Origin of the sequence: Prauserella salsuginis (genome assembly GCF_024648885.1) — a bacterium.
Taxonomy (GTDB): domain Bacteria; phylum Actinomycetota; class Actinomycetes; order Mycobacteriales; family Pseudonocardiaceae; genus Prauserella; species Prauserella salsuginis.
Window position 1 is genome coordinate 376,414 of the sequence record NZ_JANBBF010000010.1, and the last position, 24,877, is coordinate 401,290.

Here is a 24,877-nt window from a genome sequence, read left to right on the forward strand (position 1 = left end):
CGGTGTTCGCGTGTCGTTGCCCGGCCCACGTCGGTCGACGTCACCGACGGGCGCAGTCGCCTGTCGATGAGTCAGCCGTCGTGCCCGGGCGAGAGGCGGAACACGGGGACGCCCGGTGCGGCCGCGAGCAGGTCGTCATCCGACGACTTCGCATCGATCCCGTCGAAGAACGAGCCGACCTCCCACGCCCACCGCTTGAGGTAGGCGCGGAGAATCGGCGGCTTGTCGGAGTCGGAGAGTTCGACGGCCCCGAACCACTCGACCCGCCTGCCGACTCGAAGCGTGCCCTCGCCTGCCGCGCGCAGGTTCCGCACCCATTGGGTGTGCCCGCGAGCCGCCACCAGGTGCTGCGCACCATCGATGGTCAGCACGTTCACCGGCACCGACCGCCATTCGCCGGTTTTCCGCCCTTGCACCGACAGCACTCTGCTGCCCCACAGGCTGACGCCCAGCCGGGTCAGGCGCGCCACGACGGCGTTGAACACGACGGCCGGTCGTGTGGGCTCCAGGTACCGCACGTTCTCGGTCATCACCCCTCCTTGAGATCGCCTGTCAAAAGTGAGATCACTGCTCTCTCTTTGAGCATCCTCGCTCTCGTTCCAAAAATCAAGAGCACTGATCTCGGTATGGTGCAGTGATCACACAGGTGGGAGAATCACGTCATGCCCGCCCATCGCACCGCACGGGAACGCGCCCGCGCCGAACTGACAGCCGAGATCAAGGACGAGGCCCGCAGGCAGCTAGCCGACAACGGCGCGAACGGCCTCTCGCTGCGAGCGGTCGCGCGTGAGCTCGGCATGGTCTCGTCCGCGCTGTACCGCTATTTCCCCAGTCGCGACGAGCTGCTGACGGCACTCATCGTCGACGCTTACAACGCGCTCGGTGACACGCTCGACACGGCGTCGGCTTCCGATGGCACCCCCGCCGACCGGTGGCGCGCCGCCGCGGACGCGCTCCGCACCTGGGCTCGCGCTCACCCGTACGAGTACGCCCTGCTCTACGGGACCCCCGTGCCCGGCTATCGCGCGCCGCACGACACCGTCGCGCCCGCGGGCCGGGTCCCCGGCGCGTTCCTGCGCATCGCGCGCGACGCCTGGCACGCGGGCGACCTCCGCGCCGACGGAGCCGAACCGGACGACACGTTGCGAACCCAGGCGCGCACCATCGCGACGGCACTCGACCTGTCCGGCCTGCCCGAGGTGGTCATCCTCCGGGCCGTCGATGCGTGGACGCAGCTGTTCGGCACCGTGGCGCTGGAGTTCACCGGCCAGTTCGCGAACACCCTCGACCCGGCCGACGTCTACTTCGCGCGAACCGTGGAGTTGCAGCTACGCACCGCCGGACTCGCCTGATCGGCCGCGGGTTGGCAGAGCGACCGCCACGCCTCCGGAGTCGCAACCCGCGTCCCCGGAAGGCGCAACACGACCGCTGGAAAACGCAACACGGGCCCCGGAAGGCGCAACACTGCAGGACACGCGGTGCTGAGTGCAGGACACGCGGTGCTGAGTGCAGGACACGCGAGGTCAGGCGTGCGGAGGGGTGTGCGGGGCGTCGGCCCCGAGCTGTTTGCTGATCTCGGCCGCGGCCTCCATGACCACGGGCAGCAGTTCGTGGCGGATCTCGTCCACGCTCAGTTCGTCGGCGCGCACCGACATGCTCAGCGATGCGACCGTCGAGGCGTGGGAGTCGCGCACCGGCGCCGAGAACGACCGCACGCCCTCCTCGAATTCCTGGTCGACGAGTGCCCAGCCGCGGGAGCGGGTCGCGGCGAGCGCCGCCGTCAACTCCTCGGCGGTGACCTTCGTGCTCGCCGTCAACCGGGAGAACGGTGCGCGGGCGAGGAACGCGTCCAGTTCGTGGTCGGGCAGTCCGGCGAGGAGTACGCGGCCCATCGACGTGGCGTACGCGGGTAAGCGTGTTCCCGTGGTCAACGTGTTCCGCATGACCGGCCGAGCCGGCACGCGCGTGGCGAACACGGCGTCGTCGCCGTCGAGTACGGCCAGCGAACACGTGTGCCCGGTGACTTTCGTGACGTTCTCCATGTGCGGCTGGGCGACCTCGGTCAGCTTCAACGACGACAGGTAGGCCTCCCCGAGCGTCAGCACGCGCGGGGTGAGTGAGAACTCGCGGTCGTCGGTGCGCAGGTAGCCGAGGCGTTCCAGGGTCAGTACGACACGGCGGACGGTCGGTCGTGACAAGCCGGTGGCCTGGGCGAGCTGCGCCAGCGTGAGGCGCGGTCCGCGATCGGTGAACGCGTGGATGACCGCGAGCCCGCGTTCGAGGGACTGCACGTAGTCCTTGTCCTCCGGCGGTTTCACCACGGCCGATCTCCTCGCGCTGCACGCAATGTTGGACCCAATGTTGGACGCAATGCGTATGAGTTGTTCGCTATTCGACTACTCGGTACTGTGCGGTGGCCTGCCGGACGTGTCAAGTTCGGTTGCGCGGAGCCACCCCGCCGGCGGATCACAGCCGGCCCGAGCAGGAGGGAAGCCGATGCTGTTCCACGTGGAGATGCAGGTGAACCTGCCGCCTGACATGGACCCGGAGAGGGCCGCCGCTCTCAAGGCCGACGAGAAGGCCCTGGCGCAGGAGCTGCAGCGTGCCGGCACGTGGCGGCACCTGTGGCGCGTCGTCGGCCAGTACTCGAACGTCTCGATCTTCGACGTGCCGTCCGGCGACGAACTGCACGACATCCTGTCCAACCTGCCGTTGTTCCCGTACATGGACATCCAGGTGAAGGCGCTGACGCGGCACCCGTCCGCCATCTGAGGCATCGCTGCGGGAAACGGTCGGCGCGAGACGATCCGCGCGACGAAAACGGCCCGGATCCCACGCGGGATCCGGGCCGCTCGGCGAACCGTCGCTGCCTGCTCAGGCCTTCTGCTGCATGCTGCTGCGAGCCGGGTTGGCCTGCTCGTGCGCCTTCGGGTCCTTCTCGGCCTGCTTCGACCGCACGCCGTCCTCGATGCGCTTGCCGACCGTCGGGTCGATGTTCTTCCAGTACTCGAACGCCCGCTCCAGCACGGGTTCGGTGACGCCGTTCAGCAGATGCCCGACGACGTTGTCGACCAGCCGGTCGCGGGCGCTCTCGTCCATGACCTCCCGCACGAGCGTGCCCGGCTGGGTCCAGTCGTCGTCCTCGGCGTGTGAGACGTAGGCGGCACGCGTGATGTCGCCGTCGGCCTGCCAGGTCGGCGGGCTGTGGGTCTCACTGTCGGCTGCCGGACCGCCCTTCGAGTTCGGCGCGTAGACCGGATCGGTCACCTTCCGGTACGCCATCACGCCGTCCTTCGAGTACGACTGCAACGGCACGACCGGGGCGTTCACCGGCAGCTGCTGGTAGTTGACGCCGATGCGGGCGCGGTGGGCGTCGGCGTACGAGAAGAGCCTGCCCAGCAGCATCCGGTCCGGGCTGGGCCCGATGCCGGGCACGAGGTTGTTCGGCTGGAACGCGGCCTGCTCGATCTCCGCGTGGTTGTCGGTCGGGTTGCGGTCCAGCGTCATCCGGCCGACCTCGATCAGCGGGTAGTCGCCGTGCGGCCACACCTTCGTCAGGTCGAACGGGTTGAACCGGTACGTCTTCGCGTCCTCGTACGGCATCACCTGCACGTATAGTGTCCAACTCGGATAGTCGCCGGCCGCGATGTGCTCGAACAGGTCACGCGTGTGGTAGTCCGTGTCGGCCGCGGCCATCTGGTCGCCCTCGTGCTGGGTGAAGCACTCGATGCCCTGGTCGGTCTTGAAGTGGTACTTGACCCAGAACTGCTGGCCCTTCTCGTTGACCCACATGTAGGTGTGGGACGTGTAGCCGTTCATGTGGCGCCAGGAACGCGGAATGCCGCGATCACCCATCAGCCACGTCACCTGGTGCGCCGACTCCGGCGAGAGCGTCCAGAAGTCCCACTGCATGTCGTGGTCGCGCAGGTTGTTGTCCGCGCGGCGCTTCTGCGACCGGATGAAGTGCTGGAACTTCATCGGGTCCTTGATGAAGAAGACCGGCGTGTTGTTGCCGACCATGTCGTAGTTGCCCTGCGAGGTGTAGAACTTCAGCGCGAAACCGCGCGGGTCGCGCCATGTGTCGGGGCTGCCGCGTTCGCCCGCGACCGTCGAGAAGCGCGCGACCATCTCCGTTTTCGCGCCAGGCTGGAACAGCGCCGCCTTCGTGTACTGGCTGACGTCGCCGGTCACCTCGAAACGCCCGAACGCGCCGCTGCCCTTGGCGTGCGGCTGCCGTTCCGGGATGCGTTCGCGGTTGAACTGGGCCATCTGCTCGATGAGGTACGCGTCCTGCAGCAGGATCGGCCCGCCCGGGCCGACGGTGAGCGAGTGTTCATCGCTTTCGACGGGGATGCCTGCGTCGGTGGTGGTGGCGGGGCGGTTGGTGGGTGCGGCCATGTCTTTCGGTTCCTCCTCGTCGCGTCGCCTGCACGCTGGGTGTGTCGGTATCGGGAATCTCCGCGGCCTTCTCCCGCGCGGGGCTGGGAGCCCGTCGCCGGGGTCAGCCGCCGTGGGGAGCGGGAGCCTGTGCGGCCGGGGCCGATGCGGACCGTCGTCGCTGCAGGCACGCAGGACACAGGCCCCAGAACATGACCTCGGCCTGGGAAATGTCGAATCCGCGGTAATCGCTCGGGGTGAGGCACGGCGACGCGCCGACGGCGCAGTCGACGTCTTCCGTCCGCCCGCATGACTGGCAGACGAGGTGGTGATGGTTGTCGTGCACGCGGCGCTCGTAACGGGCCGCGTGGCCGGCCGGCTGTATGGAACGAACCAGGCCGGCTTCCTCACAGGCGCGCAGGACGTCGTAGATCGCTTGGCGTGACACCGACGCCGGCTGTCCGCGCACGCCTGCCCATACGGCGTCCGCGGTCGAGTGCGGGTGGTGTTCGAGCCAGCGCAGTACGCGCCGGCGTGGCCCGGTGACGCGCAACCCGGCCGAGCGCAGAAGGTCTGCGACGTCCGGCGGTGAACCTGCATCCATCACTCGCCCGGCTACCCGAACTGGATGCGGTCAAACCGCGTTCCACAGGCCGCGTTCCACAGGCCGCAGTGAAAGAGTCGCAGTGAAAGCGGGGTTATTCGCCGAGGAGTCCGGGGGCTTCGGTGCGGACGAGGTTCTCGAGCTGGGCCATGCTCGGGTTCACCAGCGAATGCTGCCCGACGTAGACGGTCGGCACCGTTTCGTTGCCGTCGGCTGCCGCGCGTACGCGATCGGCCGCGCCCTGCTCCTCCCAGATGTTGATCTTCCGGACGGGCAGCTCGGTCGCGTCCAGCTGGGCCTCGAGCATCATGCAGAACGGGCAGCCGGGACGCCAGTAGAACTCGATCTCGTCAATCGCCACGTCTCCGACGGTACGTCGTTGCCGCGGCGGATCAGGGCCGGATGTGACGCAGATTGACATGCAACCGTCCGGGTGCCTATCGTGAAAAAGCAGCCGCACGGTTGCCTATCGGGGACAGGGAGCGGATGGACGAGGTCTTCAAGGCGCTGGCCGACCCCGGTCGGCGCAGGCTGTTGGACAGCCTCAACGCCCGCAACGGGCAGGCGTTGCGCGAACTGTGCGCGGAGCTGGAGATGACGCGCCAGTCGGTGAGCAAACACCTGGCCGTGCTGGAGGAGGCGAATCTCGTGACCGCGGTTCGCCGGGGCAGGGAAAAACTGCACTACCTCAATGCCGAGCCGATCCTCGCGATCTCGGATCGCTGGATCCACACCTACGACCGCAGGCGGGTCGAAGCGCTCGCCGACCTCAAACACGCATTGGAGCAGACACCGATGGGCGAGCCCGCTTTCGTGTACACGACGTACATCAGGACCACGCCGGAGAAGTTGTGGCAGGCGCTGACCGACCCGGCGTTCACGCGCCGCTACTGGGGCGTGGAGTTCGAGACCGACTGGCGGCCCGGTTCGCCCATGGTGTGGCAGGAAGGCGGCAGCCGCACCGAGGATCCGGCGCAGCAGGTCGTCGAGGCCGAGCCGTATCGCACACTGTCCTACACGTGGCACACGCCCACCCCGGAGTGGGCGGCCTCGGTTGGGATCGGCGAGGACGTGCGCGCCGAGCTGGCCGCCGAATCGCGTTCCACCGTGACGTTCGAGATCGAGAGCCGCGGTGACCCCGACGGCCGCGGTGAGAAGGTGCGGCTCACCGTCACCCACGACGGGTTCCCCGACGGCAGCACCATGCGGCAGATGGTCTCCCAGGGCTGGCCGGAACTCGTGGCCGACCTCAAGACCCTACTCGAGGCGGACGAGCCGATTCCTGCCACCTGACGTGCGCACCGGCACGCGGGTCGTGCAATCCGTGTGCCGGGCGGGTCGTTGCTGCGGAACCGGGATGTCGACCTCGGACTTCCGGCAGGCGGCGGTCCGGAGGTCTTCGCGGGCGGGCGATGGTGCGGCACGCTGAACGGCATGGACGACGGCGCGCGAACCGGCACCGACGCGGGTGGGAACGAGCACCCCGTACGGGAGGACACCGCACGGGAAGACGCCGCCCGGGAGGAGTCCGTCGTGGCGGATGCCGCGCTGCGGGACGTCGCCGATGAGCTGTACGCACTCGACCGCGCCGAGTTCACGCGAGCTCGGGACGCACGTGCGCGTTCCGTGGGCGATCGCGAACTGGCGGCTCGGGTCCGCAAGCTGCGCAAACCCACCGTCGCCGCAGCGCGGGTGAACCGGTTCGCGCGCAGCAATCCCGGCCGGGTCTGGCAGCTTCGCGCACTCGGCGACGAGCTGCGCGCCGCGCACGGCGAGCTCGACGGCGACCGCATCCGGGAACTGTCGCAGCGTCGGCGTGAACTGGTCGGCGAGCTGTCCGAACTGGAGGCCGAGGAGGCGGGCCGGGAAGTGTCACGCGAGGTGCACGACACGTTCGACGCCGCCGTGACGGACGCCGACGCGGGCGAGGCCGTCGCCCGCGGCTGTCTCGTGTCGGTGCTGCAGCCGGGAGACGTGTTCGCAACCGGCTGGACCGGGCCCGATGTGGACGGTCGTGAACTCGGATCGGCAGCGGTGGAGCCGTCGGCGGGTCGGAGCAGCAGTGGACAGCGCGGCGGTGGGCAGGGCGGCGGTGACGCCGGTGTCGACTCCGAAGGTTCACGGTCGACCGCGAGGCAGGGCGAGGCCGCGCGGCGGGCGCAGACCGGGAGACAGAACCGGGAGCACCGCGACAAGAAACGGCAACGCCGCGAGCGGAACCGTGGGGAACTCCAGCCGCGCGGCATGCAACCGCAGGAGCCGCCCGAGCGGGACTCACCCGAGAGCCGGCGCTCCGAACAGCGGTTGCGACAGCAGGAGCAGCACGACCAGCAGCTGCGGGACCAGGAACTCAAGGAGCAGGAGCTCAAGGAACAGGAGCTCAAGGAACGGCAGCTCAAGGAACAGGAGCTCAAAGAACAGCGGCTCCGGGAGCAGCGGGAACTGCGCAACCAGCGCAACGCCGAACTCGCCGAGGCGCGGGCGACGCTCGGGGCCGCCGTGACCGAACTCCGGGAGGCGGAGGCCGCCGAGGCGGAAGCGCGCCGCCGCACCATCGCGGCCCGTAAGGCGTTCGAGGCCGCCGACCGTCGTGTGAGCGAGGCCGAAGCCGCCCTGTCCGAGGTGACCGAGGCGCGGCGCGGTCCGGTCTGACGGGTGCCGCCTCGGGTGCAGCGGTGGACGCGTTCGGAGCGCCGAGCCCGCGTGTGTCATCGCTCCGACAGCAGTGGTCGGCGGGGTGACGCCCGGTTCGCCGCCGATCAGCGGATGCGGCTGCTCGTCGAGGTGCTGAAACGGAACTCGGCTCTCGTGGGCAGGGTGTCGAGTTCGAGGGCCTGGCGGAGCCGGGGAAGCCCTTCCGACTCGAGTCGCCGGCGGATCTCGGCCGGATCGGCGTCCGCCTCCGCCGTGACGACGAGCGTGAGGACCGGGGATCCCTGTCGCCCGGCGAGAGTGCCGCGCGCCGCCGCCACCCCGTCGTATGCCTCGAGCTCGGCCAGCAGCGGTTCGACGGCGGTGCTCGCGGCCAGCTCGGTCGTGCCCGCCGCCGGTTCCCGCTCGAACCGCCACGTCGTGGTCGCGGGCTTGCGGGCCAGTTGTGCGAGCAGCCACGCCAGCGCGAGCAGTGCGACGACGACACCGGCGGCCGCAGCGACGTACAGCGCCCACGTCGGCGGTCGTGCGGTGCCCGGGACCAGGCGAGTGTCCGGACCGAACAGGGTCAGCCAGCCGAAATGGGTCGCGACCGCGAACCCGCCTGCCGCGATCAGCACCAACCCGAACAGCGCGAGCACGCTTCGGTTGAGCCTCGCGGGACGGTTGAGGCTGGGCATTATTTGCTCCTAGCGGCCTTGAGTTTGCTTTTCACCGTCGGCTTGCGTTCGGGCGCGAGCTGGTCGATCCGCTGTGCCAGGGCCCGCTCCACCGCCTCGGTCAGGCCTGCGGTGTTCGTGCGGTCGGTGCGCACGACGGCCTTCACCGACCGGCTGCGTGCCTTCACCTTCACGTCGCTGACGCCGTCGACTCGGGCGGCCGCGCTGTGCAGGACGTTGCGGTAGCTGCGCTGTGCGGCACCGCAGTCCACGCCGCTGTCGCCGGGTGCCAACGGCAGGACCGTCCGCGCGCCGGGCACGAATGCGCACAGCAGCAGTAACAGGCCCACCAGGGCCGTGCCGATGCCGACGAGAAGTACCGCGGTGTCGGCCCACCGGAGACCGTGCAGGGTTCGTGCCACCGCGTCGTAGCTGATCCACGGTGGTTCACCGAGCAGCAACTGCACCGCGGTGATCGCGACCAGCGCTCCCGCGGCGAGCACGACGAGTGCCACCAACAAGGCCGGCAGGCTCCTGCGGGGACGGCGCTTCACAACACCCTCCTGCGCTCGCGGGTCGGTGCGTGCAGCGCGGTGACCGTGATGTCCACGCGCGACACGGCAAGGCCGGTCAACTCGCTCACCCGGCGGACCAGGTGCTGCCTGGCCGCCTCGGTCGCCGCCGAGACCGGCGTCGGATAGACGACGGAGAGGCGGACGCCGAGCGTGGTCTCTTCTCCCTGGACCTGGGCGGTGACCTGCGCGTCCTGGGCGTCATCAGCACCGCCCACGGCGATACTGAACACGCGCCGGGCGCTGCCGCCGACGTCGTCCACTTCGGTCAGCGCCGCCGTGGCTATGCGTTCGACGGTGCGCGTGGCGATCGTGGTCTGCCCGCGTTCCTCGATGCTCGTGGCGGTCATGCGTGCCTCAGTTCCGGTCGCGCCCGGAGAACTGGGACAGGTCGAGCTTGCCGTCGAGGTAGCGGCCGACCAGCAGTCCCAGCCCTCCGAACACGAGAACGAACACGAAGGCGCCGAACCCGCCGAAGGCTCCGGCGAGGCCCAGCACGAGCCCGGTAAGTAACCCGATCTGGGTCATACTCATGACAGTGTCCCTTCAGGCGAGCCGTAAGAATCGGTGCAAATGTCGGTGACGACCGGTCCGGCTGCCGGGCCCGGCGACGTCGCGGCCACCTCCCGCACATCGTCGCCGACCTCGCGCGCCGCCGCCCGGTAACGGCAGCCCACGACGACCGGGGGTCACCCGTCCGTCCGGCCGCCACGCGCAGCGGCCGGACGGACGGGTGACCGGCCGAGCCGGCCACCGTGTGATCCGCTGATGCCGTGTGATCCGTTGATGCCGTGGAATCCGGTGACGGTGTCCGATCCGGAGCGGTGGTGTGAACCCGGATCGGCGGAGCGATCCGGGAGCCACCGTGTGATCCGGCGGACGCGGGGAACGGATTGCGCCGCGGCGATCCGATCGGCCCGGAGCTCGTCGCCGGTCACTGCACGCGGCTGCTGTCGGCCTGGTCGTCGTCGGTGTCGTCGCCGGGCAGGTGCACGTCTCCGACGTGGATGTTGACCTCCACGACCTCCAACGCCGTCATCTGCTCGACCGCGGTGATGACATTGCGCCGCACCGAGCGCGAGAGATCGGCGATCGAGACGCCGTACTCGACGAGGATCTGGAGGTCGATCGCGGCCTGCTTCTCGCCGACCTCGACCGTGACGCCCTGGCCGCTCGAAGCCGAGGCGCCGGGGATGCGCTCGCGGATCGCGTTGAAGGCCCGCGCGGCGCCGCCGCCGACGTCGTGGACCCCGGAGACCTCGCGGGTGGCCAGCGCGGCGATCTTCTGCACCACGGTGTCGGCGATGGTGGTTGTGCCGTCCTTGGTCACCAGCGCACTGGTGCCGGACTTCTCCACTTCGCCCCCCGAGGCCTGCGTGTTCGTCTTGGACGCCGAACCCTGCGTGGTGGTCTTGTCGGTCTCGGTCATGCCGTCCTCCTTCATCGGATGCCTACACAGGAAAGACCCCACGGACGGAAGAACGTCACGACCCGTTCGTGTGGTCTACGTCTCCGGAACGTGTAGCGAGTCCAGCGCACCACGATCCACGTCGGTCACGACGAGCCGGAGCCGTGCGTTCCGCCAGGCACTGTCGTTCAAGGACGGTGCCAGCGCCGAGGCGGCTTCGCGCAGCAACGGTTCGAGCGGCAGGGCCAGTGCGACGACCCGGATCTCCACCGTGTGGTCGTCGACGTCCAACGCCATGGTGTCGGCGTCCCAGGGAACCCAGGACCGGGTCACGGGAGTGGCCGGGCGCAGTCCGGGAAGCCCGCGGAGCACCGTGAGCAGCGCCTGCACGAGGTCGGTTCTCTCGGTGATCACACTGCCGTCCCCGGGTCGGCGTCGAGGATGTTCACCGAGACGTTCCTCGGAGCGATCCCGGTCGCATCGGTGACGGTGCGGTGTACCGCGTGCTGCACCGCCCGTGCCACCGCCGCGGCCTGTTCGAAGTGCGAGATCGTCAGGTCGATCTCGACGTCGACGCTGCCGGTGGTGTCGTCGACCTCGATCCGTACTCCCTCGGTGGGGGCGGGATCCACGTCGGCGATCCGTTGCCGGACGGCGCGTATGGCGGCTCCGGTGAGACCCACGAGGCCGCTCTGCAGGCGTTGCACACCGACCACTCGGGACGCAGCCCGTGCCGCGATCGCGGCGAGTACGGGCGGTTCCACGTCCCAATCCGGTTCGCGTTCCTGGCCGGTCACTTGGCGAGATCCACGGTCGGCACGGCTGTCGGTTTCCTTTCGTCGCGCATGTGGAGCACGATCACGCTTCGAAGACGTCCGTCATTGTGAGATGCAGGGTGACCGTCGGCCAGCCGATGCGCCTGCTGGCAGCGGTCTCGACCCGCTGCCGAACCTGCTCGAGCGCGGGGTGGGTGAACGTGCGGCTGTCGACTGCGATGTTCAGCTCGACGACCGCACCCGTCGCGTCCAGGTCCACCCGGCAGTGCCGTGCCCGCACGCCTTCGACGGTGTCGGCGGCGAACCGCAGGATCGTCGCGGCGGCTTGGGCGCTGATGCGCGCGGCACCCGGCTCGGTCGTGGGCAGTTCGAGGAGGTCCCTGCGCCGGATGTCGGCCCGCACCGCGGCCATGATCCGGGCCGTCAGGCCGGCGGGCGGTTCGGCCTCGTCGGCGACCAGCTCGCCGGTCGCCTGGCGCAACAGCTGCAGGCTGGCTCGGGACGCCTGGCAGTGCGGGCAGCTCGTCCCGTGCTCGTCGGGTGCGTCGAGGTCCTCCCAGAGGCGCTCGACGTTCCGGCCGCAGGGCAGCCGGTATGTGTCCGTGCCCGGGCTCAGCGCCATGGTGACATCACCTCAGCCAGTTCTGCTCGTGCGCGTGCGATCCGTCCGCGCACGGTCGTGGCGGAGACCCCCAATGTCGTCGCGATCTCGTCGTAGGAACGGCCGTGCACCTCGCGCAGCAGCCAACAGGCTCGCTTCTCGGGGGTGAGCCGGCCCATCGCCGTCGACAGCGCGGCGAGCTGAGCGCTCGTCTCGGCCTGTTGTTCCGGCTTCCCGTCGGGGCCCGATGCGGCGTGTTCCTCGGGCGTACTGTCGGCGAGCGGTTTCCGCGATCGGATGACGTTCAGGCACCTGTTGGTGGCGCTGCGGTACAGCCAGCCGACGAATGCGGCGTCCTCCTGCAATTGTCCGAGCTGCCGCCAGGCGGCGAGGAACGCCTCCTGGGTGACGTCCTCGGCGTCGGCCGCGTTGGCGAGCATCCGCAGTGCAAGACGATAGATCGGCCCCTCGTAGCGTGTCACCAGTTGCTCGTAGGAGTGTGCGTCCCCGTCCCGGGCTCTGGCGACCAGCGTGACGTCGTCCAGCTGAGTCCCGGTGACCGTCATGGCGACATCCCTCCTGTTCACCTCGTAGGACACCGGAATCGCACCGTCGTCACGCGCGTACCCACGTGACGGCCGCCACGTGGACGCCGCCGTGGTCACCGGGCGCTGTCCGTTTCCGGGACGGGCCTGCGATGTGCGGTTCCTGTTCCTAGATCACCCGCGACTTCCTCTTGCGACGGCGGCGCGCCGACAGCGCGGACCACAGTCGTGGCAGACCGCGTTTACGGGCGACGAACACGACGGGTTCGGCGTCGGGGCGAGGACGTTGCCGGAACCGGCGCAGTCCGGCCGCGAACACCTCGGGGTCGCCGCCCGCGTCGGGATGGTGATCCCGCACGAACCGCCGGTACGCGGCCCGCTCGGCGGGTGACCACTCCGAGCGCCGATCGCTGTCCATCCCGTTCCCTTCGCACCCGACTCGCCGGATCCTCATGTTACGGACCTGTCGCCGGCGCGCAGCCGGAGTCGCCGCAGGGCACCTGATCGGACGTGCAGTTCGGCAGCGGTACCGGACCACGGGCGCAGGGACCGGCGGTGGTCGCCGTCGCACGACGTCGCGTCCCACAACGGAGCAGGTCGGCGGACGGGCATCGAACGGCGGTGAGGGGACGAAGCCGCCCAGGGTGCGGGAACCGGCAGAAGTGCCGGACCGATCGGTCCGATATGGACCAGGGGCGGATGTGCAACCGAATCGACGTCCGGGTGCGTCCCAGTGGTGTGTGGCGAATGTGGATACCGGGACTGTTGGCCGTCGTTGCGGTCGGCGGGTGCGGTTCGAGCGGGCAGACCTGTACGGCGATCGGTTCACCGCCGGGTATCAACGTTCTCGCTCCGGAAGTGCCCGGTGAGGCGACATCCGGTGAGTCGGCGTCCGGAGAAGCACCGTCCGGAGAAGCACCGTCCGGTGAGTCGCAGCCGGGCGGGCCGGAGCCCGGTGATCCTGCGCCCGGCGGCACGGCGCCCGCTCCGTCCGGAGACGGCCTGGTTCCCACCGATCTGGTGCTCGAGGCGTGCTGGGGCGGAACGTGTCAGGAGTACGAAGTGAGCCGTCACTGGTCGTCGGAGCCTCAGCGAGGTTTCGTCGAGATCCGGGAGCTGCCCGCGGAACCCGTCCGCGTCACGCTCGTCGCCGACGGGCGACGGCTGAATCCGGTGACCGTCGTCCCGGAGCCGGTCCGCCCCAACGGCGACGAATGCCCGGCGCTCGGACCGGCCGCCTCGGTCACGGTCGACCGGGACGCCGCGGTGCGTCCCGGGTGATCCGCCCGCGGCGGTGCGGCCGGCCCGGCCCCCGACGCCGGACCGGCCGCACCTCCCCCGCCGGCGACCGGCCCGCCCGCCGGTCTCGCCGGCCCGATCAGCCGATGTCGCGCCTGCGCAGTGAGGTCACGCCCACGGCGACGAGTGCCGCGGCTGTAGCCGTCAGCCACAGCAGCGGGGTAGCGGTGAACTCGGCGTGCGGCAGCTGCGGCACGTGCGTGAACGGCGAGACGTTCAGCACGGCCTGGGGCAGGTCGAGGATGGGGCCGAACATGGAGATCAGCACGAACGCCGCGGCCAGCGCCCATGCCGCCACCGTCGCGCGTGGCACCAGCCCGAACAGCAGCACCGCGGCTCCCGCCACGACCCACATCGCGGGCAGCTGGGCGAGGGTCGCGCCGAACACGCGTGGCCACTCGCCGCCGACGTCGCCGGAGCTCAGCCCGTAGCCGACGCCGAGCAGCGCGGCGCACACGGTGAGCACCGCGGCCGTGCCCGCCAGCACGAACAGCAGGTGCCCGCCGAGCCAGCGCAGCCGTCCGACACCGGTCGTGAGCAGCGGTTCGACGCGCAGCGCGGTCTCCTCGTACCGCATGCGCAGGGTCGCCTGCACCGCGTACATCGAACCGATCATGGCGATCATGCCGGTGATCGAGCTCAGGAACGCGTCCTCGATGCCGCGGGCGCCGCCCATCTGCTGCAGCATCTGCTTCATCTCGGCACTGTCACCCACGATGTCGCTGACGCCGGAGGCGAGCGTGCCGAACAGCATTCCCATCACGGCGAATCCGACGATCCAGCCGATGAGCGCGCCGCGGTGCAGCCGCCACGAGAGCGCCAGCGACGTCCGCAGCCCCGGCGTGGCCGTCGCGCGCCCCGGCCTGCCAGGGATGAGGCTCATCCCGACGTCGCGTTTCGGCAGCAGTGCGTAAGCCACCGCGCACAACACGAGCGTTGTCGCGGCGGGCAGGGCCAACACCCACCACTCGTTCTCGGCGAACGCGCGCACGCGGTGCACCCAACCCACCGGCGACAGCCACGACAGCCATTCGGCCTCGGACGTGTCGCCCGCGGCACGCAGCAGGAACAGCACGCCGAACGTCGAACCGGCGAGCGTGTTGGCGGTACGCGAGTACTCCGCGAGCTGGGCGGTCACTGCCGCGACGCCGGTGAACACGAGGCCGCACAGCGCCACGGCCGCGCCGAACGCCACCGATCCTGTGACGTCCGCGCCGACCCCGGCGATCATCGCGGTCAGCAGCACCCCGGTCACCACGCTGAACAGGCCGGCCGTGGCCACGCCCGCGGTCAGCGGTGCGTAGCGGCCGACCACCGCCGCCGACAGCAGTTCCTGGCGCCCGGTGTCCTCCTCCTGGCGGGTGTGCCGGGTGACGGTGAACGCCGCGATCAACGACGTCAGCAGCGCCGCGATCGTGCCGAACCGCCAGGCCGTGAACCCGCCTGCCGTCTGCAGGTCGTAGGCCGGGCCGAACATGATCGCGAACGACGGGTTGGCCGCCACGCTGGCCGTCAGCCCAGCGCGTTCGGCGGGGTCGGGGTAGAGCGCCTCGTACGCGCTCGCGCCCGATGCGGCGAGGAAGGCGATCACCAGTGCCCACACGGGCAGCACGATCCGGTCGCGGCGCAGTGCCAGCCGGATCAGCTGGCCCGTGCCCGCCAGTGCGCCCGCCGTGGCCGACGGCCTCTCGTGGGTGGCGGGCACGTGGGTGACGTCCGCGGTCATGGCGCCGTCCTCGCATTCTCCGTGCGGTCGGCCTCGGCGTCGGGCAGCTCGTCGGTGTAGTGCCGCAGGAACAGTTCCTCGAGGGTCGGCGGTGTGCTCGTCAGGCTGCGGACGCCGATGGCGGTGAGCCGCCGCAACGCCTCGTCGAGTGCGTCGGTGTCCACGTCGAAGTGCACGGTGTTGCCGTCCACGCGCAGGTCGTGGATGTGGGGCAGGGTCGCCAGCCCGTTCGGGGGGCCCGCGAGCTCGGCGGAGATGGACGTCCGCGTGAGGTGCCGCAGGTCGTCCAGGGTCCCGGTCTCGACGGTGCGGCCCGCGCGAATGATGCTCACGCGATCGCACAGCGCCTCGACCTCGGCGAGGATGTGGCTGGACAGCAACACCGTCCTGCCTTCGCCGCGGACTTCGCGGATCGTCTCCTGGAATGCGGCCTCCATCAACGGATCGAGCCCCGAGGTCGGCTCGTCGAGGATCAGCAGTTCGGCGTCCGAGGCCAGTGCGGCCACGAGTGCGACCTTCTGCCGGTTGCCCTTCGAATACGTGCGGCCCTTCTTGGTCGGGTCCAGTTCGAACCGCTCGATCAGCTCGGCGCGCCTGCGCTTGTCCATGCCGCCGCGCAACCTGCCGAGCAGGTCGATGACCTCGCCGCCCGAGAGGTTGGGCCACAGGTTCACGTCGCCCGGCACGTAGGCGAGCCTGCGGTGCAGCGTGGCCGCCTGCCGCCACGGGTCGCCGTCGAGGAGTCGCACGTCGCCGCCGTCGGCGCGTAGCAGGCCGAGCAGTACGCGGATGGTGGTCGATTTGCCGGAGCCGTTGGGGCCCAGGAAGCCGTGCACCTCGCCGGTCTCGACGTGCAGATCCAGTCCGTCTAGGGCGATGGTGCGGCCGAATGTCTTGCGCAGCCCGGCGACGCCGATCGCCTCGTGGGCGGTCGTGCCGCTCGTGGTGGTGCTCGCGGCGTTGTATGTCATGCGAACGAAGGTACACTGATTTCACAAACTTGTGAATACTGAAAAGTTCGTGATCGATGTGAACCCTAGGGCGCGCGCCGTGTGGTTCCCGGATCGGCGTGAGGGAGGATGTGCCCGTGGTCGAGAAGTCAGCCGGACAGCAGGACGCCGATAACCGCGACGACGCCCGCGACGGCGAGGCCCGCACCGACGAGGCCCGCGACGACGAGGCCCGCGACGAGAACGGCCGCAACGGGGTGAACACCCCCGGCGAGGCCGGCGCTCGAGACGAGGAGGCCGTCGCCAAGTACGTCGAGAGCCTGGGGCTGACGCTCAACAACATCGGCCTTCCGCGCATGCCCGCGCGCGTGTTCGCCGCCCTGACCACGTCGGACAGTGGGGAGATGACGGCGGCCGAGATCGCGGAGGCCCTGTCTGTCAGCCCCGCCGCCGTCTCGGGCGCCGTCAAGTACCTCGAACAGACCGGGCTCATCGCCAGGGAGCGGGCCCCGGGCGCGCGCCGCGACCACTACCGCGTGTTCGACGACTTCTGGTTCGCCTCGATGCTCAAGCGCGAGCGCATGCTCGAGATGTGGCGAGACGCGACGCGGGAGGGGGTGCAGGCCGTGGGGCCCGACACGCCGGCCGGGATTCGCCTGTCCAACATGGCCGACTTCCTCGATTACCTGGTCGTCGAGATCCCGAAGCTGTTCGCCCGCTGGGAGTCCTTGAACGCCGACCGGTGAGCGGCGGCCGGTGGGTTCGTGAAATCCGTTGGCCGCAGGACGGAACCGGCGGGCGGGTGCAGTAGGTCGGAGGCAGTGTTCCCCGCAAGCGGGTGCGGCTGGCCGACTGTCGGATGACACGCAGTGGGGGTGTCGGCCATCCGTCCGGGATGCGGGAATCGGTCCGGGCCACGCCACGGCGCAGGTCCGGACCACGGAGCGCGAGGCGGGTGCGGTTCGCAGGGAGGGCAGCCGTACCGCTTCGCGCGTGCCGGCCAGCGGCGATGATTCGCCGCCAGGGCGACCGAATCGACCCGGTGCGGATTCGTCCGAGGGGCGTGGATTCGACGAGGCGCCGTGGATTCGACGTCCCAGGTCTGTGAACTCGACACAGGGCCGTCGAAACGACCCGGCGCTGCCGAATCGACCCGGTGCCGCCACAGTGACAGGGGTCGCGATTCGACATGCTGCCGTCGATCCGGCGGGGTCACGAGTCGACGAGGGGGCACCGTCCCTGGCGGCACACGATTGTCGTCGTGATCATCTCGCTCCGGTGGCCGCTACTCGGCGGTGGCGGTGCTGGGTCAAGATGGTGGCGTGAGCCCGCCCCGTGCCGACCTGCCCGCGCCGCGCTGGCTCGCGCACCTGTTGCGCACCAATCCGGCGCCGGTGCCGTGGAGCGGCGCGGCGCGCGCCGCCGTGACGTTCGCCGTGCCGATCGCCGTCGGCTACCTGCTCGGCGCGCCCGCGACGGGTGCACTGGTGTCGGCGGGCGTGCTGCCGGTCGTCACCGGCGACGTGGCGGGCCCGTACCGGTATCGCGCGAAGCGGCTCGGCGGCACGGTGCTCGCCGCGATCGCGGGCTTCGGGATCGGTCTCGTCTCCGGCGCCGACCCGTGGCTGTCGCACCCGACGGTCGTGGCCGTCGCGGCCGTGTCGGCGCTGATCAGTGCGGGCGGCAACAACGCCTCGTTCGCCGCGCTGCAGCTGTTCGTGTTCGTCACCCTCGGAACGGGCCAGGCCGAGGCCGGGGCCGATGTCGGCGTGGCGTTGCTGTGCATCGTGACCGGTGGGGTGTGGGGACTGCTCGTCGCGCTGTCCGGCTGGCCGGTGCGCGGGACGTCGCCGGAGCGCACGGCCGTCGCCCAGGTCTACATCGAGCTGGCTGCCATGCATTCGGCGCCCGACGACGCGACGTCGCTCACCGCCCGAGCCCAGCTCACGACCGCGATGAACACCGCCTACGACCGGTTGCTCACCGCACGGTCGTGGCTGTCGGGTCGGGACGCGACGTACCGCAGGTTGTTGAACCTGCTGTCGGCCACGACGCCGGCCGTCGAGGCCTCGGTCGCGATGGTCAACGCGGGGCAGCGCGCTCCTAAGGAGATCATCGCGCACTTCACCGACCTGGCCACGGCCGTGCTGGCGGACATGCCGCTGCCGGAGCCGCCAGACCCGGAGTCGGCGACCGGTGGCCGCGGCGAACCCGCCGATTCACCGGCGGCGGCGCTGTACCACGCGCTGACGAGGATCAGCACCGACCGGGACCGCCGCAGGCGTGCCCCCTCGCCCTGGCACACGAAGCTGGGCGAGTGGCTGGACTCGCTCACATCGGGTCCGCTCACGTGGGTGGCCACGGCCCGGTTGACGCTGTGCGTGGCGCTCGCCGAGCTGGCACGTCTGATCGTGCCGCTGGACAACTCGTACTGGATCACGCTCACCGTCGGGCTCGTGCTCAAACCGGACTTCGGGTCGGTGTTCGGCCGGGCGGTGCTGCGCGGCGTGGGCACGGTGGTCGGTGTGGGCATCGGCGCGGCGATCCTCGGCCTCGGCGCCGATTCCCACGGTGTCGTGCTGGTGCTGCTCGTCGCGATCATGGGCGCGGGCGTGGCCATCGGCAAGGTCCGCAACTACGGCATCCTCAGCGCGTTCGTGACGCCGCTGATCATCCTGCAGATGGACCTCACGATCGGCGGCGACTGGGGTGTCGTGATCGCCCGGCTCGCCGACACCGTGCTGGGCTGCGCCATCGTGTTGGTCTTCGGCTACCTGTTGTGGCCGGGCAGTCTGCGCCCGCGCGTGGGCGGGCGGCTCGCGGAGGTCGCCGACACCGTCGCCCGGTACGTAGCGGTCAGCCTCGGCCCGTCCGACGAGGACCGGGCAGAGCAGTCCCGCTGCAGGCGACGTGCCTATCGCGGACTGTCCGACCTGCGCACGGCGTTCCAGCAGCTGGTCGTGGAGCCCTCGCCCGCGGGCAGGCAGGCCGCGGCGTGGTGGCCCGCGATCGTGGCGCTGGAACAGGTCACCGACGCGGTCACGGCTGTCGTCGTGACGATCTCCCACGGCGCCGAACGGCCCGCGGAGGCGGACGTCCGGCTCGTGACGGCCGCGCTCGGCGAGCTGGCATCCGCCGTGCGGGAGTCACGTGACCCCGGCGACGTCGAGCTGCCCGCGTCCGAGCAGCTCTCGGGCGTGACCGATCAGCTGTCCGCCGCGTTCGCCGCCGTCCGCGGGCCGGATCCGATGCGGCCGCGGTTCCGGTTCCGGCGGCGGTGAGGTGGGGCCCGCAGCGCGTTCGGACGGCCTGCGTTCGGACGGCCTGCGTTCGGATGCCCTGCGCTCGGATGGTGCTGCGTTCGGATGCCCTGCGCTCGGACGGCGCTTCGCTTGGATGGTGCTGCGTTCGGATGGCCCTGTGCTCGTGGATGCCCCGGGCCAGTGACGTTCTGCGCTCGGCACGTTCCGCCGATCCCCAGCGTCGTCGCGTACCCGCCACCTCGGGGTATCCGGCACTACGCCGTCCGGCTCCGCACCGCTCCGTCCGGGTGATTTATCCGGTTAGTCCGATTGCTACGGGTTTCGACGGTATTTCGGGGGAATCGTCGCGTATTCGAGGGCCGCGGCGGGCCGGAAGCACGGAGTCCGCGGTTTTCGTCCGTGACACGCTCGGGTCTTTTCGGGCGACACCCCCGCCAGCGTTTGCGCTCGGGCCGTCGATGCTGGTGGATTGGGTACATGGGCATCAACTTCGATGACATCAAGAAGAAGGCTCAGGACGCCCTGAGCAAGAACAGCGACAAGGTCGAGCAGGGCTTGGACAAGGCGAGCGGCTTTGCCAAGTCGAAGTTCGGCGACAAGGCCGACAAGATCGACAACGCGACGCAAAAGGCGAAGGACGCGCTGCACAAACAGTCAGGCGGCGAGGGCGACCAGGGCGGTGGCCAGGGTGGCCAGCAGCCGGGTCCGTCGGGTCCGACCGGACCGACAGGGCAGTGAGCGGGTGTCCGATCCGGCGAGGTCGGATCGGACACCACCGGCGTGCGAACGCCGTCTTGAGAATGCCGATCTGACACGGCCGGCCGGACAACGCCGGCCTAACAGTGCTGGCCTAAGAGTGACGGCCTGACAGTGCTGGCCTGACACCGCCGGTCAGGCGGGCAGTGCCGGCCGTCGGACCAGCAGTGCCGATTGCTCGGCGAGGTCGGCCGCGTTCAGGCGACCTCGCCGGTGAGGACGTCGCCGTCGATCGCGGTGAACCAGCCCCCGCGCTCCCCCAGCGACAACAGCCCTTCGAGGGCGTCGGGGGCTCGCAGGTCCAGCGTGACCGGCGTGCGCGGTGCCTCCTGCTGTCGCACGAGGGTTGTGGCGGCCTCGTGCCCCGCGTCGATCGTGGCGGCGAGGCCGCCGGTCGAAGCCAGTGATCCACGCGCGGCACCGAGCAGGCCGAGTGCCTCGTCGAGCACGGGAAGCAGTGCGCCGCGGTTGCCCTCGGTCATGGCGCGCACCAGCTCGGGGCGGGTGCCCGCGACGCGCGTGCCGTCCCGCAGCGACCCCGCTGCGAGGGCCGCGGCGAGCGGGCCGCCGCCCGCCGCGACGTTCGCCAGCACCGCGGCGAGCAGATGCGGCAGATGTGATGTCCTGGCGACCGTGCCGTCGTGCGCGAGCGCGGGCAGTGCGAGGACCCGCGCGCCCGCGTCGAACGCCAGCGCGGCGGTCTCCCGCCACGCCGTGAGGTCCGTGCCGGGTTCGTCGTCGGCGGCGGGCTCCTCTGCGCACACGACCCAGGTCGCACCGTCGAACAGCGACGCCGTCGCGGCCTTCCAGCCGGACTCGGCGGTTCCCGCCATCGGGTGACCGCCTGCGTAGCGTGTGTGCGGGGCGAGGCGGGCGACGGCGTCACGGACCGGGGCCTTCACGCTCGTGACGTCGGTGAGCAGGCAGTGCGGCGCGTGTTCGCCGACCGTGCGGAGGACCTCGTCGACCGCTGTGAGCGGAACGGCGAGCACGACCAGTGCGTCGGCCTCGGCCGCGCGGTCCAGGGCGTGGCCGAGTTCGGTGGTGGCGTCGTAGCCGTCGGCGCCCGCGGCCTCGACGTCCGCCTGCGAGTCGGAGACTCCCCAGCAGCTGCGTCCGGCGGCAGCGGCCGCACGCAGCACCGATCCGCCGATGAGCCCCAGTCCGATCACACACACGTCACGCACGGTGCAGATCCTGGCACACGTCCGTGGCTCCGCGCCCGCCCCTCACTGAACGTTGAGTGCCCCAGCGTGCCCCCAAGGGCACTTTGGGGGCACTCAACGCCACTATTCTTCCCTTGATCATGGCCGTGCCAGAGCGCTGTTCAACTACCGTGCGCGCGGGGAGACGTCGTGCACGAGGGGAAGTTTTGGGGCGTTCAACGCCACCAAGGTGCCCTTGGGGGCGCAACGGTGTCCTTGAGGGTGAAATCACCACTCACCGCAGCGTCGATAGGGCGTAGGCGGCGTGCATCGCGACGCCGTGGGCCATGGCGTCCTCGTGGTGGCGGACGCGGTTCGAGTGGTTGGCCGGCGCTTCCGCGGGGTCGACGTCCGGTGGGCAGCCGCCCAGCAGGGCGAACGCGCCGGGGACGCGCTGCAGGACGTACGAGAAGTCCTCGCCGCCCATGATCGGCTCCGGCAGCGGGGCCGCGTTGTCCGGTCCGAGGACGGTCGACGCGAGGTCCAGCACGCGCGTGGCCTCGTGGGGGTCGTTGGCGGTGACCGGATACCCCGGTGTGAGGTCCACGTGCACGCGGCAGCCGTACGCCGCGGCGATGCCCTCGCACACCTTCTCCACCTCGGCGCGCATCGTGGCCCGCGCGCTGTCGGACAGGGTGCGCATCGTGCCCTCGACGAACGCGGTCTCCGGGATGATGTTCGTGGTCGTGCCCGCCTCGAGGTGCGTCACCGACAACACGGCCGGTTCCGTCGCCGCGAACCGGCGGCTCGACATCGTGTGCAGCGCGCCGACCATCGCCGCGGCCGCGGGGATCGGATCCACGGCCGCCTCCGGCACCGAACCGTGCCCGCCCTTGCCGAGGACGCGTACGTGGAAGTCGTCGACGGCTGCCATCAGCGGACCGGGGCGCGTGTGCACCCGGCCGCTCGGCAGCGTCGGGTAGATGTGCACGCCGAACGCCCGCTCGACCCGTTCACCGGCCGCGTCCAGCACACCTTCGTGGATCATGTGCCGCGCGCCGTGCTGGCCTTCCTCTCCGGGCTGGAACATGAACACGACAGAGCCCGCGATCTCGTCGACGTGCCGGGCCAGCAGCCGCGCCGCGGAGACGAGCATCGCGACGTGCGTGTCGTGCCCGCAGGCGTGCATGACGCCGTCGATCTCCGACGGGAAGTCGAGGCCGGACTCCTCCTGCAGGGGCAGTGCGTCCATGTCGCCGCGCAGCAGCACCGCGGGACCGGGTTTCGCGCCGCGCAGCACGGCGGTGACCGACGTCGACGTCTTCCCGGTGCTGACCTCGAGTGGGAGCCCGTCGAGCGCGTCGAGGATCTGCTGCTGCGTGTTCGGCAGTTGGAGGCCGATCTCGGGCTGGGCGTGCAGCCGCCTGCGGAGGGCGACGGTGTCCGGTTGCAGCTCCCGCGCCTCGTCGAGTAGTCGCGGGAGCACCAGGTCGGGGAGGGTGGGGAGCTGTTCGGGTCCGGTCATGCGGTCGATCCTGGCACGAGCCTCACGCGGGCCGCGGTCACCGGTTCGGATCGGCCGTGAAGACAGGCGGGAGGCTTTCGAGCCGTCACCGAAGGTCACGCGGGTATACGGTAGGGCCCATGCCGGTGGAGGAGCCGATCACGGGATTCGCGGTGGCCGTCGTGCGCGAGGACGGCCGGTGGCAGTGCAGTGCGCTGGACCAGGCCGCACTCGCCGAACTCGACGCTGCCATCACCGAACTGCGCAAACTGCGTTCTACGGGCGCGGTGTTCGGACTGCTGGCGGTGGACGACGAGTTCTTCGTGATCGTCCGCCCCACGCCGAGCGGTGCTCAGCTGATGGTGTCGGACGCGGCCGCGGCGCTGGACTACGACATCGCGGCCGACGTGCTGGACCTGCTGCGCGCCGAGCCGCCCGACGAGGACGACGACACGATCTGGCCCGAAGGTGACCTCGAGGTGCTGGCCGACCTGGGCATGCCGGCGCCCGAGCTCGAGGTGATCGCGGGCGAGACGGAGCTGTACCCGGACGAGCAGCTGGGCATGATCGCGCAGCGCTGCGGGTTCGGCGACGAGTTCAACAAGGCGCTCGACGAGCTGTGAACCCGTCGCACGCCGACGAATCCGCGGTGCGTGAGGCGCTGCGCTTCGCACGGCAGGGCTTCGGGGTCGATGACGGTGCCGGTGCCGCACCACCGGAGGCCGACGTGCCGATCGGCGCGGCAGTGTTCGACGCCGGCGGTCGACTGCTCGCGGGCGCCCGCAACGCGCGTGAGGCGTTGGGCGACCCGACGGCACACGCCGAGGTGCTGGCGCTGCGCGCGGCGGCCGCCGAACACGGTGACGGCTGGCGGCTCACGGGCTGCACCCTCGCCGTGACCGTCGAGCCGTGCACGATGTGCGCGGGTGCGCTCGTGCTCGCGCGCGTCGACCGGGTGGTGTTCGGCGCGTGGGAACCGCGTACGGGCGCGGCCGGATCACTGTGGGACGTCGTGCGCGACCGGAGGTTGAACCACCGGCCCGAGGTGATCGGCGGAGTGCTCGAAACCGAGTGCTCGGCGCTGCTCGACGAGTTCTTCGCAGCGCATCGCGGTGACGCCGGCTGAGCGTCGCCGGGGCGTGGCGGGAGGCCCACCCCCGTGTCATCGGCGGTCGGCCGTGTCGTAACCTATTTAGCGGTAGCGTGTCCGAGCGGCCGAAGGAGCGCGACTCGAAATCGCGTGAGGTGAGAGCCTCCGTGGGTTCGAATCCCACCGCTACCGCGCTTGGTCTCTCAGGAGAGTCATCTCCTAGGGGAGCTGGAAACGGGGCAGGTACTCATCGCGAGTGCCTGCCCCGTTTCGTGTTCGGGCCGGTGCCGGTGAGCGGCCCCGGCCTCCTCGGTTGAACGGCGTTTCCACGAGTCACGTGGGTGACGGTGACGAGCACCGGCTTCCCATGTTTACTACTGCGGAGTAACATTCGGACCTCGTACGCGAGCCGAGGAGACGTCGATGTCCGACCAGCCCGCCGCCGAGGCCGACGAGGCCCGGCCCACCGATCCCGTCGCGGTCGTCCGCGCGTTCCTGTCGGCGCTGGAGCGGCTCGACATCGACGCCGCACTCGGCTACGCGGCGGGTGACATCGTGTACCAGAACGTGCCGCTGCCTCCCGCGCGTGGCAAGGCGGCGTTCGAGAAGCAGATGCGCTTCCTGGCTCGGTACGGCAGTGGGTTCGAGGCGCGCGTGCACCGCATCGCCGCCGACGGGCCGGTCGTGCTCACCGAACGCACCGACGTGCTCGCCGCCAGGCCGTGGCGGGCCGAGTTCTGGGTGTGCGGCACGTTCGAGGTCTCCGGCGGCCGGATCGTGCTGTGGCGGGACTATTTCGACTGGACGACCGTCCTCGCGGCGAGCGCACGTGGCGGGGTCGAGGCGCTGGCACACGTGGTCCGGTCCACGGTGGGACGCTCGGCGCGCCGCTGATCACCTCGGGCGTTCGTGCGGATGAACAACCGACGAACGGACCCCTCCGCATTGGG

Annotated in this window: 30 protein-coding genes and 1 tRNA gene; 12 read left to right on the top strand and 19 right to left on the bottom strand. The window is 70.5% G+C overall.

Features of this window, described 5'->3' with window-relative positions:
- Positions 1 to 71 precede the first annotated feature (71 nt).
- Positions 72 to 530, bottom strand: a complete 459-nt coding sequence (locus LY40_RS12970) for a nitroreductase family deazaflavin-dependent oxidoreductase (RefSeq protein ID WP_183782020.1) — start codon at positions 528 to 530, stop codon at positions 72 to 74.
- A gap of 132 nt (positions 531 to 662) precedes the next feature.
- On the opposite strand from LY40_RS12970, the gene LY40_RS12975 reads away from it, so the two are divergent.
- A complete protein-coding gene (locus LY40_RS12975) occupies positions 663 to 1,352 on the top strand; it encodes a TetR/AcrR family transcriptional regulator (protein ID WP_258937002.1) in 690 nt (229 codons plus the stop codon).
- Between the two features lie 171 nt (positions 1,353 to 1,523).
- Here LY40_RS12975 and LY40_RS12980 read toward each other — a convergent pair whose 3' ends face one another.
- Entirely contained in the window at positions 1,524 to 2,321 is a 798-nt protein-coding gene (locus LY40_RS12980) for an IclR family transcriptional regulator domain-containing protein (RefSeq protein ID WP_258937003.1), read from the bottom strand.
- A 175-nt stretch (positions 2,322 to 2,496) separates the two neighbouring features.
- Between LY40_RS12980 and catC the strand changes: the two genes are divergently transcribed.
- Positions 2,497 to 2,772 carry a muconolactone Delta-isomerase gene (gene catC / locus LY40_RS12985; RefSeq protein ID WP_183782025.1) on the top strand — a complete coding sequence of 92 codons (276 nt, stop codon included), beginning with the start codon at positions 2,497 to 2,499 and terminating at the stop codon, positions 2,770 to 2,772.
- A gap of 102 nt (positions 2,773 to 2,874) precedes the next feature.
- Here the strand turns inward: catC and LY40_RS12990 are convergent, their stop codons facing one another.
- The 3 genes from LY40_RS12990 to LY40_RS13000 form a co-directional block, all read right to left on the bottom strand.
- On the bottom strand, positions 2,875 to 4,398 hold the full coding sequence (locus LY40_RS12990; RefSeq protein WP_258937004.1) for a catalase: 1,524 nt from the start codon (positions 4,396 to 4,398) through the stop codon (positions 2,875 to 2,877).
- Between the two features lie 103 nt (positions 4,399 to 4,501).
- A complete protein-coding gene (locus LY40_RS12995; RefSeq protein WP_183782030.1) occupies positions 4,502 to 4,981 on the bottom strand; it encodes a Fur family transcriptional regulator in 480 nt (159 codons plus the stop codon).
- Positions 4,982 to 5,075: 94 nt separating this feature from the next.
- Positions 5,076 to 5,342, bottom strand: coding sequence for a glutaredoxin domain-containing protein (locus LY40_RS13000; RefSeq protein ID WP_183782032.1), 267 nt, complete (start codon positions 5,340 to 5,342; stop codon positions 5,076 to 5,078).
- A gap of 125 nt (positions 5,343 to 5,467) precedes the next feature.
- Between LY40_RS13000 and LY40_RS13005 the strand changes: the two genes are divergently transcribed.
- Positions 5,468 to 6,274 (top strand): ArsR/SmtB family transcription factor, encoded by an 807-nt coding sequence (locus LY40_RS13005; protein ID WP_183782035.1) that lies wholly within the window; start codon positions 5,468 to 5,470, stop codon positions 6,272 to 6,274.
- A gap of 141 nt (positions 6,275 to 6,415) precedes the next feature.
- Positions 6,416 to 7,633: a hypothetical protein gene (locus LY40_RS13010; protein ID WP_258937005.1), complete on the top strand. Its 1,218-nt coding sequence runs from the start codon at positions 6,416 to 6,418 to the stop codon at positions 7,631 to 7,633.
- Positions 7,634 to 7,740: 107 nt separating this feature from the next.
- Here LY40_RS13010 and LY40_RS13015 read toward each other — a convergent pair whose 3' ends face one another.
- From LY40_RS13015 to LY40_RS13060, 10 genes are all read right to left on the bottom strand, one after another.
- The gene (locus tag LY40_RS13015) at positions 7,741 to 8,313 is read right to left on the bottom strand and encodes an alkaline shock response membrane anchor protein AmaP (protein ID WP_183782041.1); all 573 of its coding nucleotides are present in this window, start codon (positions 8,311 to 8,313) and stop codon (positions 7,741 to 7,743) included.
- Positions 8,313 to 8,846, bottom strand: a complete 534-nt coding sequence (locus tag LY40_RS13020) for a DUF6286 domain-containing protein (protein ID WP_183782044.1) — start codon at positions 8,844 to 8,846, stop codon at positions 8,313 to 8,315. The genes LY40_RS13015 and LY40_RS13020 overlap by 1 nt, the downstream gene beginning before the upstream one ends.
- Positions 8,843 to 9,214, bottom strand: a complete 372-nt coding sequence (locus LY40_RS13025; protein ID WP_258937006.1) for an Asp23/Gls24 family envelope stress response protein — start codon at positions 9,212 to 9,214, stop codon at positions 8,843 to 8,845. The genes LY40_RS13020 and LY40_RS13025 overlap by 4 nt, the downstream gene beginning before the upstream one ends.
- Positions 9,215 to 9,221: 7 nt before the next feature.
- A complete protein-coding gene (locus LY40_RS13030) occupies positions 9,222 to 9,398 on the bottom strand; it encodes a hypothetical protein (RefSeq protein ID WP_183782051.1) in 177 nt (58 codons plus the stop codon).
- Positions 9,399 to 9,798: 400 nt separating this feature from the next.
- Positions 9,799 to 10,293: an Asp23/Gls24 family envelope stress response protein gene (locus LY40_RS13035; RefSeq protein ID WP_183782053.1), complete on the bottom strand. Its 495-nt coding sequence runs from the start codon at positions 10,291 to 10,293 to the stop codon at positions 9,799 to 9,801.
- A 75-nt stretch (positions 10,294 to 10,368) separates the two neighbouring features.
- Positions 10,369 to 10,686, bottom strand: coding sequence for a hypothetical protein (locus LY40_RS13040; protein WP_258937007.1), 318 nt, complete (start codon positions 10,684 to 10,686; stop codon positions 10,369 to 10,371).
- Positions 10,683 to 11,069, bottom strand: coding sequence for an Asp23/Gls24 family envelope stress response protein (locus LY40_RS13045; RefSeq protein WP_258937008.1), 387 nt, complete (start codon positions 11,067 to 11,069; stop codon positions 10,683 to 10,685). Before LY40_RS13045 ends, LY40_RS13040 begins: the two co-directional genes overlap by 4 nt.
- A 61-nt stretch (positions 11,070 to 11,130) precedes the next feature.
- On the bottom strand, positions 11,131 to 11,670 hold the full coding sequence (locus LY40_RS13050; protein ID WP_258937009.1) for an anti-sigma factor: 540 nt from the start codon (positions 11,668 to 11,670) through the stop codon (positions 11,131 to 11,133).
- Complete coding sequence (locus tag LY40_RS13055) at positions 11,661 to 12,215, bottom strand: RNA polymerase sigma factor (protein WP_183782060.1); 555 nt, start codon at positions 12,213 to 12,215, stop codon at positions 11,661 to 11,663. The genes LY40_RS13050 and LY40_RS13055 overlap by 10 nt, the downstream gene beginning before the upstream one ends.
- A 148-nt stretch (positions 12,216 to 12,363) precedes the next feature.
- The gene (locus tag LY40_RS13060; protein WP_258937010.1) at positions 12,364 to 12,612 is read right to left on the bottom strand and encodes a hypothetical protein; all 249 of its coding nucleotides are present in this window, start codon (positions 12,610 to 12,612) and stop codon (positions 12,364 to 12,366) included.
- A 329-nt stretch (positions 12,613 to 12,941) separates the two neighbouring features.
- Between LY40_RS13060 and LY40_RS13065 the strand changes: the two genes are divergently transcribed.
- A complete protein-coding gene (locus LY40_RS13065) occupies positions 12,942 to 13,475 on the top strand; it encodes a hypothetical protein (protein WP_258937011.1) in 534 nt (177 codons plus the stop codon).
- A 97-nt stretch (positions 13,476 to 13,572) separates the two neighbouring features.
- Here LY40_RS13065 and LY40_RS13070 read toward each other — a convergent pair whose 3' ends face one another.
- Both LY40_RS13070 and LY40_RS13075 read right to left on the bottom strand, forming a co-directional pair.
- The gene (locus LY40_RS13070) at positions 13,573 to 15,219 is read right to left on the bottom strand and encodes an ABC transporter permease (RefSeq protein WP_258937012.1); all 1,647 of its coding nucleotides are present in this window, start codon (positions 15,217 to 15,219) and stop codon (positions 13,573 to 13,575) included.
- Positions 15,216 to 16,190 (bottom strand): ABC transporter ATP-binding protein, encoded by a 975-nt coding sequence (locus tag LY40_RS13075; protein ID WP_258937013.1) that lies wholly within the window; start codon positions 16,188 to 16,190, stop codon positions 15,216 to 15,218. Before LY40_RS13075 ends, LY40_RS13070 begins: the two co-directional genes overlap by 4 nt.
- A 236-nt stretch (positions 16,191 to 16,426) precedes the next feature.
- Here LY40_RS13075 and LY40_RS13080 point away from each other — a divergent pair, with 236 nt between their 5' ends.
- The 3 genes from LY40_RS13080 (at position 16,427) to LY40_RS13090 (ending at position 20,170) form a co-directional block, all read left to right on the top strand.
- Positions 16,427 to 16,915: a GbsR/MarR family transcriptional regulator gene (locus tag LY40_RS13080; RefSeq protein ID WP_258937206.1), complete on the top strand. Its 489-nt coding sequence runs from the start codon at positions 16,427 to 16,429 to the stop codon at positions 16,913 to 16,915.
- A gap of 576 nt (positions 16,916 to 17,491) precedes the next feature.
- On the top strand, positions 17,492 to 19,450 hold the full coding sequence (locus LY40_RS13085; protein ID WP_183782075.1) for an FUSC family protein: 1,959 nt from the start codon (positions 17,492 to 17,494) through the stop codon (positions 19,448 to 19,450).
- 459 nt (positions 19,451 to 19,909) lie between these two features.
- The gene (locus LY40_RS13090; RefSeq protein WP_183782078.1) at positions 19,910 to 20,170 is read left to right on the top strand and encodes an antitoxin; all 261 of its coding nucleotides are present in this window, start codon (positions 19,910 to 19,912) and stop codon (positions 20,168 to 20,170) included.
- A 215-nt stretch (positions 20,171 to 20,385) separates the two neighbouring features.
- On the opposite strand, the gene LY40_RS13095 is transcribed toward LY40_RS13090, so the two are convergent.
- Complete coding sequence (locus LY40_RS13095) at positions 20,386 to 21,375, bottom strand: prephenate dehydrogenase (protein ID WP_258937014.1); 990 nt, start codon at positions 21,373 to 21,375, stop codon at positions 20,386 to 20,388.
- Between the two features lie 253 nt (positions 21,376 to 21,628).
- Positions 21,629 to 22,858 carry a M20 metallopeptidase family protein gene (locus LY40_RS13100; protein WP_258937015.1) on the bottom strand — a complete coding sequence of 410 codons (1,230 nt, stop codon included), beginning with the start codon at positions 22,856 to 22,858 and terminating at the stop codon, positions 21,629 to 21,631.
- A gap of 119 nt (positions 22,859 to 22,977) precedes the next feature.
- Here LY40_RS13100 and LY40_RS13105 point away from each other — a divergent pair, with 119 nt between their 5' ends.
- From LY40_RS13105 to LY40_RS13120, 4 genes are all read left to right on the top strand, one after another.
- Positions 22,978 to 23,460: a tRNA adenosine deaminase-associated protein gene (locus LY40_RS13105; RefSeq protein WP_183782087.1), complete on the top strand. Its 483-nt coding sequence runs from the start codon at positions 22,978 to 22,980 to the stop codon at positions 23,458 to 23,460.
- A complete protein-coding gene (locus LY40_RS13110; protein WP_183782090.1) occupies positions 23,457 to 23,963 on the top strand; it encodes a nucleoside deaminase in 507 nt (168 codons plus the stop codon). The genes LY40_RS13105 and LY40_RS13110 overlap by 4 nt, the downstream gene beginning before the upstream one ends.
- Before the next feature lie 71 nt (positions 23,964 to 24,034).
- A tRNA-Ser gene (locus tag LY40_RS13115) sits at positions 24,035 to 24,119 on the top strand.
- 231 nt (positions 24,120 to 24,350) lie between these two features.
- A complete protein-coding gene (locus LY40_RS13120; RefSeq protein WP_258937016.1) occupies positions 24,351 to 24,821 on the top strand; it encodes a limonene-1,2-epoxide hydrolase family protein in 471 nt (156 codons plus the stop codon).
- The last annotated feature ends 56 nt before the right edge of the window (positions 24,822 to 24,877 follow it).

Bases quoted from the DNA above. Each gene is read 5' to 3' on its own strand.
- LY40_RS13100 (WP_258937015.1), bottom strand. From the start codon at position 22,858: ATGACCGGACCCGAACAGCTCCCCACCCTCCCCGACCTGGTGCTCCCG.
- LY40_RS12990 (WP_258937004.1), bottom strand. From the start codon at position 4,398: ATGGCCGCACCCACCAACCGCCCCGCCACCACCACCGACGCAGGCATC.
- LY40_RS13070 (WP_258937012.1), bottom strand. From the start codon at position 15,219: ATGACCGCGGACGTCACCCACGTGCCCGCCACCCACGAGAGGCCGTCG.
- LY40_RS13105 (WP_183782087.1), top strand. From the start codon at position 22,978: ATGCCGGTGGAGGAGCCGATCACGGGATTCGCGGTGGCCGTCGTGCGC.
- LY40_RS13060 (WP_258937010.1), bottom strand. From the start codon at position 12,612: ATGGACAGCGATCGGCGCTCGGAGTGGTCACCCGCCGAGCGGGCCGCG.
- LY40_RS13035 (WP_183782053.1), bottom strand. From the start codon at position 10,293: ATGACCGAGACCGACAAGACCACCACGCAGGGTTCGGCGTCCAAGACG.
- LY40_RS13120 (WP_258937016.1), top strand. From the start codon at position 24,351: ATGTCCGACCAGCCCGCCGCCGAGGCCGACGAGGCCCGGCCCACCGAT.
- LY40_RS13005 (WP_183782035.1), top strand. From the start codon at position 5,468: ATGGACGAGGTCTTCAAGGCGCTGGCCGACCCCGGTCGGCGCAGGCTG.
- LY40_RS13030 (WP_183782051.1), bottom strand. From the start codon at position 9,398: ATGAGTATGACCCAGATCGGGTTACTTACCGGGCTCGTGCTGGGCCTC.
- LY40_RS12975 (WP_258937002.1), top strand. From the start codon at position 663: ATGCCCGCCCATCGCACCGCACGGGAACGCGCCCGCGCCGAACTGACA.
- LY40_RS13075 (WP_258937013.1), bottom strand. From the start codon at position 16,190: ATGACATACAACGCCGCGAGCACCACCACGAGCGGCACGACCGCCCAC.
- LY40_RS12995 (WP_183782030.1), bottom strand. From the start codon at position 4,981: ATGGATGCAGGTTCACCGCCGGACGTCGCAGACCTTCTGCGCTCGGCC.
- catC (WP_183782025.1), top strand. From the start codon at position 2,497: ATGCTGTTCCACGTGGAGATGCAGGTGAACCTGCCGCCTGACATGGAC.
- LY40_RS13015 (WP_183782041.1), bottom strand. From the start codon at position 8,313: ATGCCCAGCCTCAACCGTCCCGCGAGGCTCAACCGAAGCGTGCTCGCG.
- LY40_RS13025 (WP_258937006.1), bottom strand. From the start codon at position 9,214: ATGACCGCCACGAGCATCGAGGAACGCGGGCAGACCACGATCGCCACG.
- LY40_RS13065 (WP_258937011.1), top strand. From the start codon at position 12,942: ATGTGGATACCGGGACTGTTGGCCGTCGTTGCGGTCGGCGGGTGCGGT.
- LY40_RS13050 (WP_258937009.1), bottom strand. From the start codon at position 11,670: ATGGCGCTGAGCCCGGGCACGGACACATACCGGCTGCCCTGCGGCCGG.
- LY40_RS13010 (WP_258937005.1), top strand. From the start codon at position 6,416: ATGGACGACGGCGCGCGAACCGGCACCGACGCGGGTGGGAACGAGCAC.
- LY40_RS13055 (WP_183782060.1), bottom strand. From the start codon at position 12,215: ATGACGGTCACCGGGACTCAGCTGGACGACGTCACGCTGGTCGCCAGA.
- LY40_RS13090 (WP_183782078.1), top strand. From the start codon at position 19,910: ATGGGCATCAACTTCGATGACATCAAGAAGAAGGCTCAGGACGCCCTG.
- LY40_RS12970 (WP_183782020.1), bottom strand. From the start codon at position 530: ATGACCGAGAACGTGCGGTACCTGGAGCCCACACGACCGGCCGTCGTG.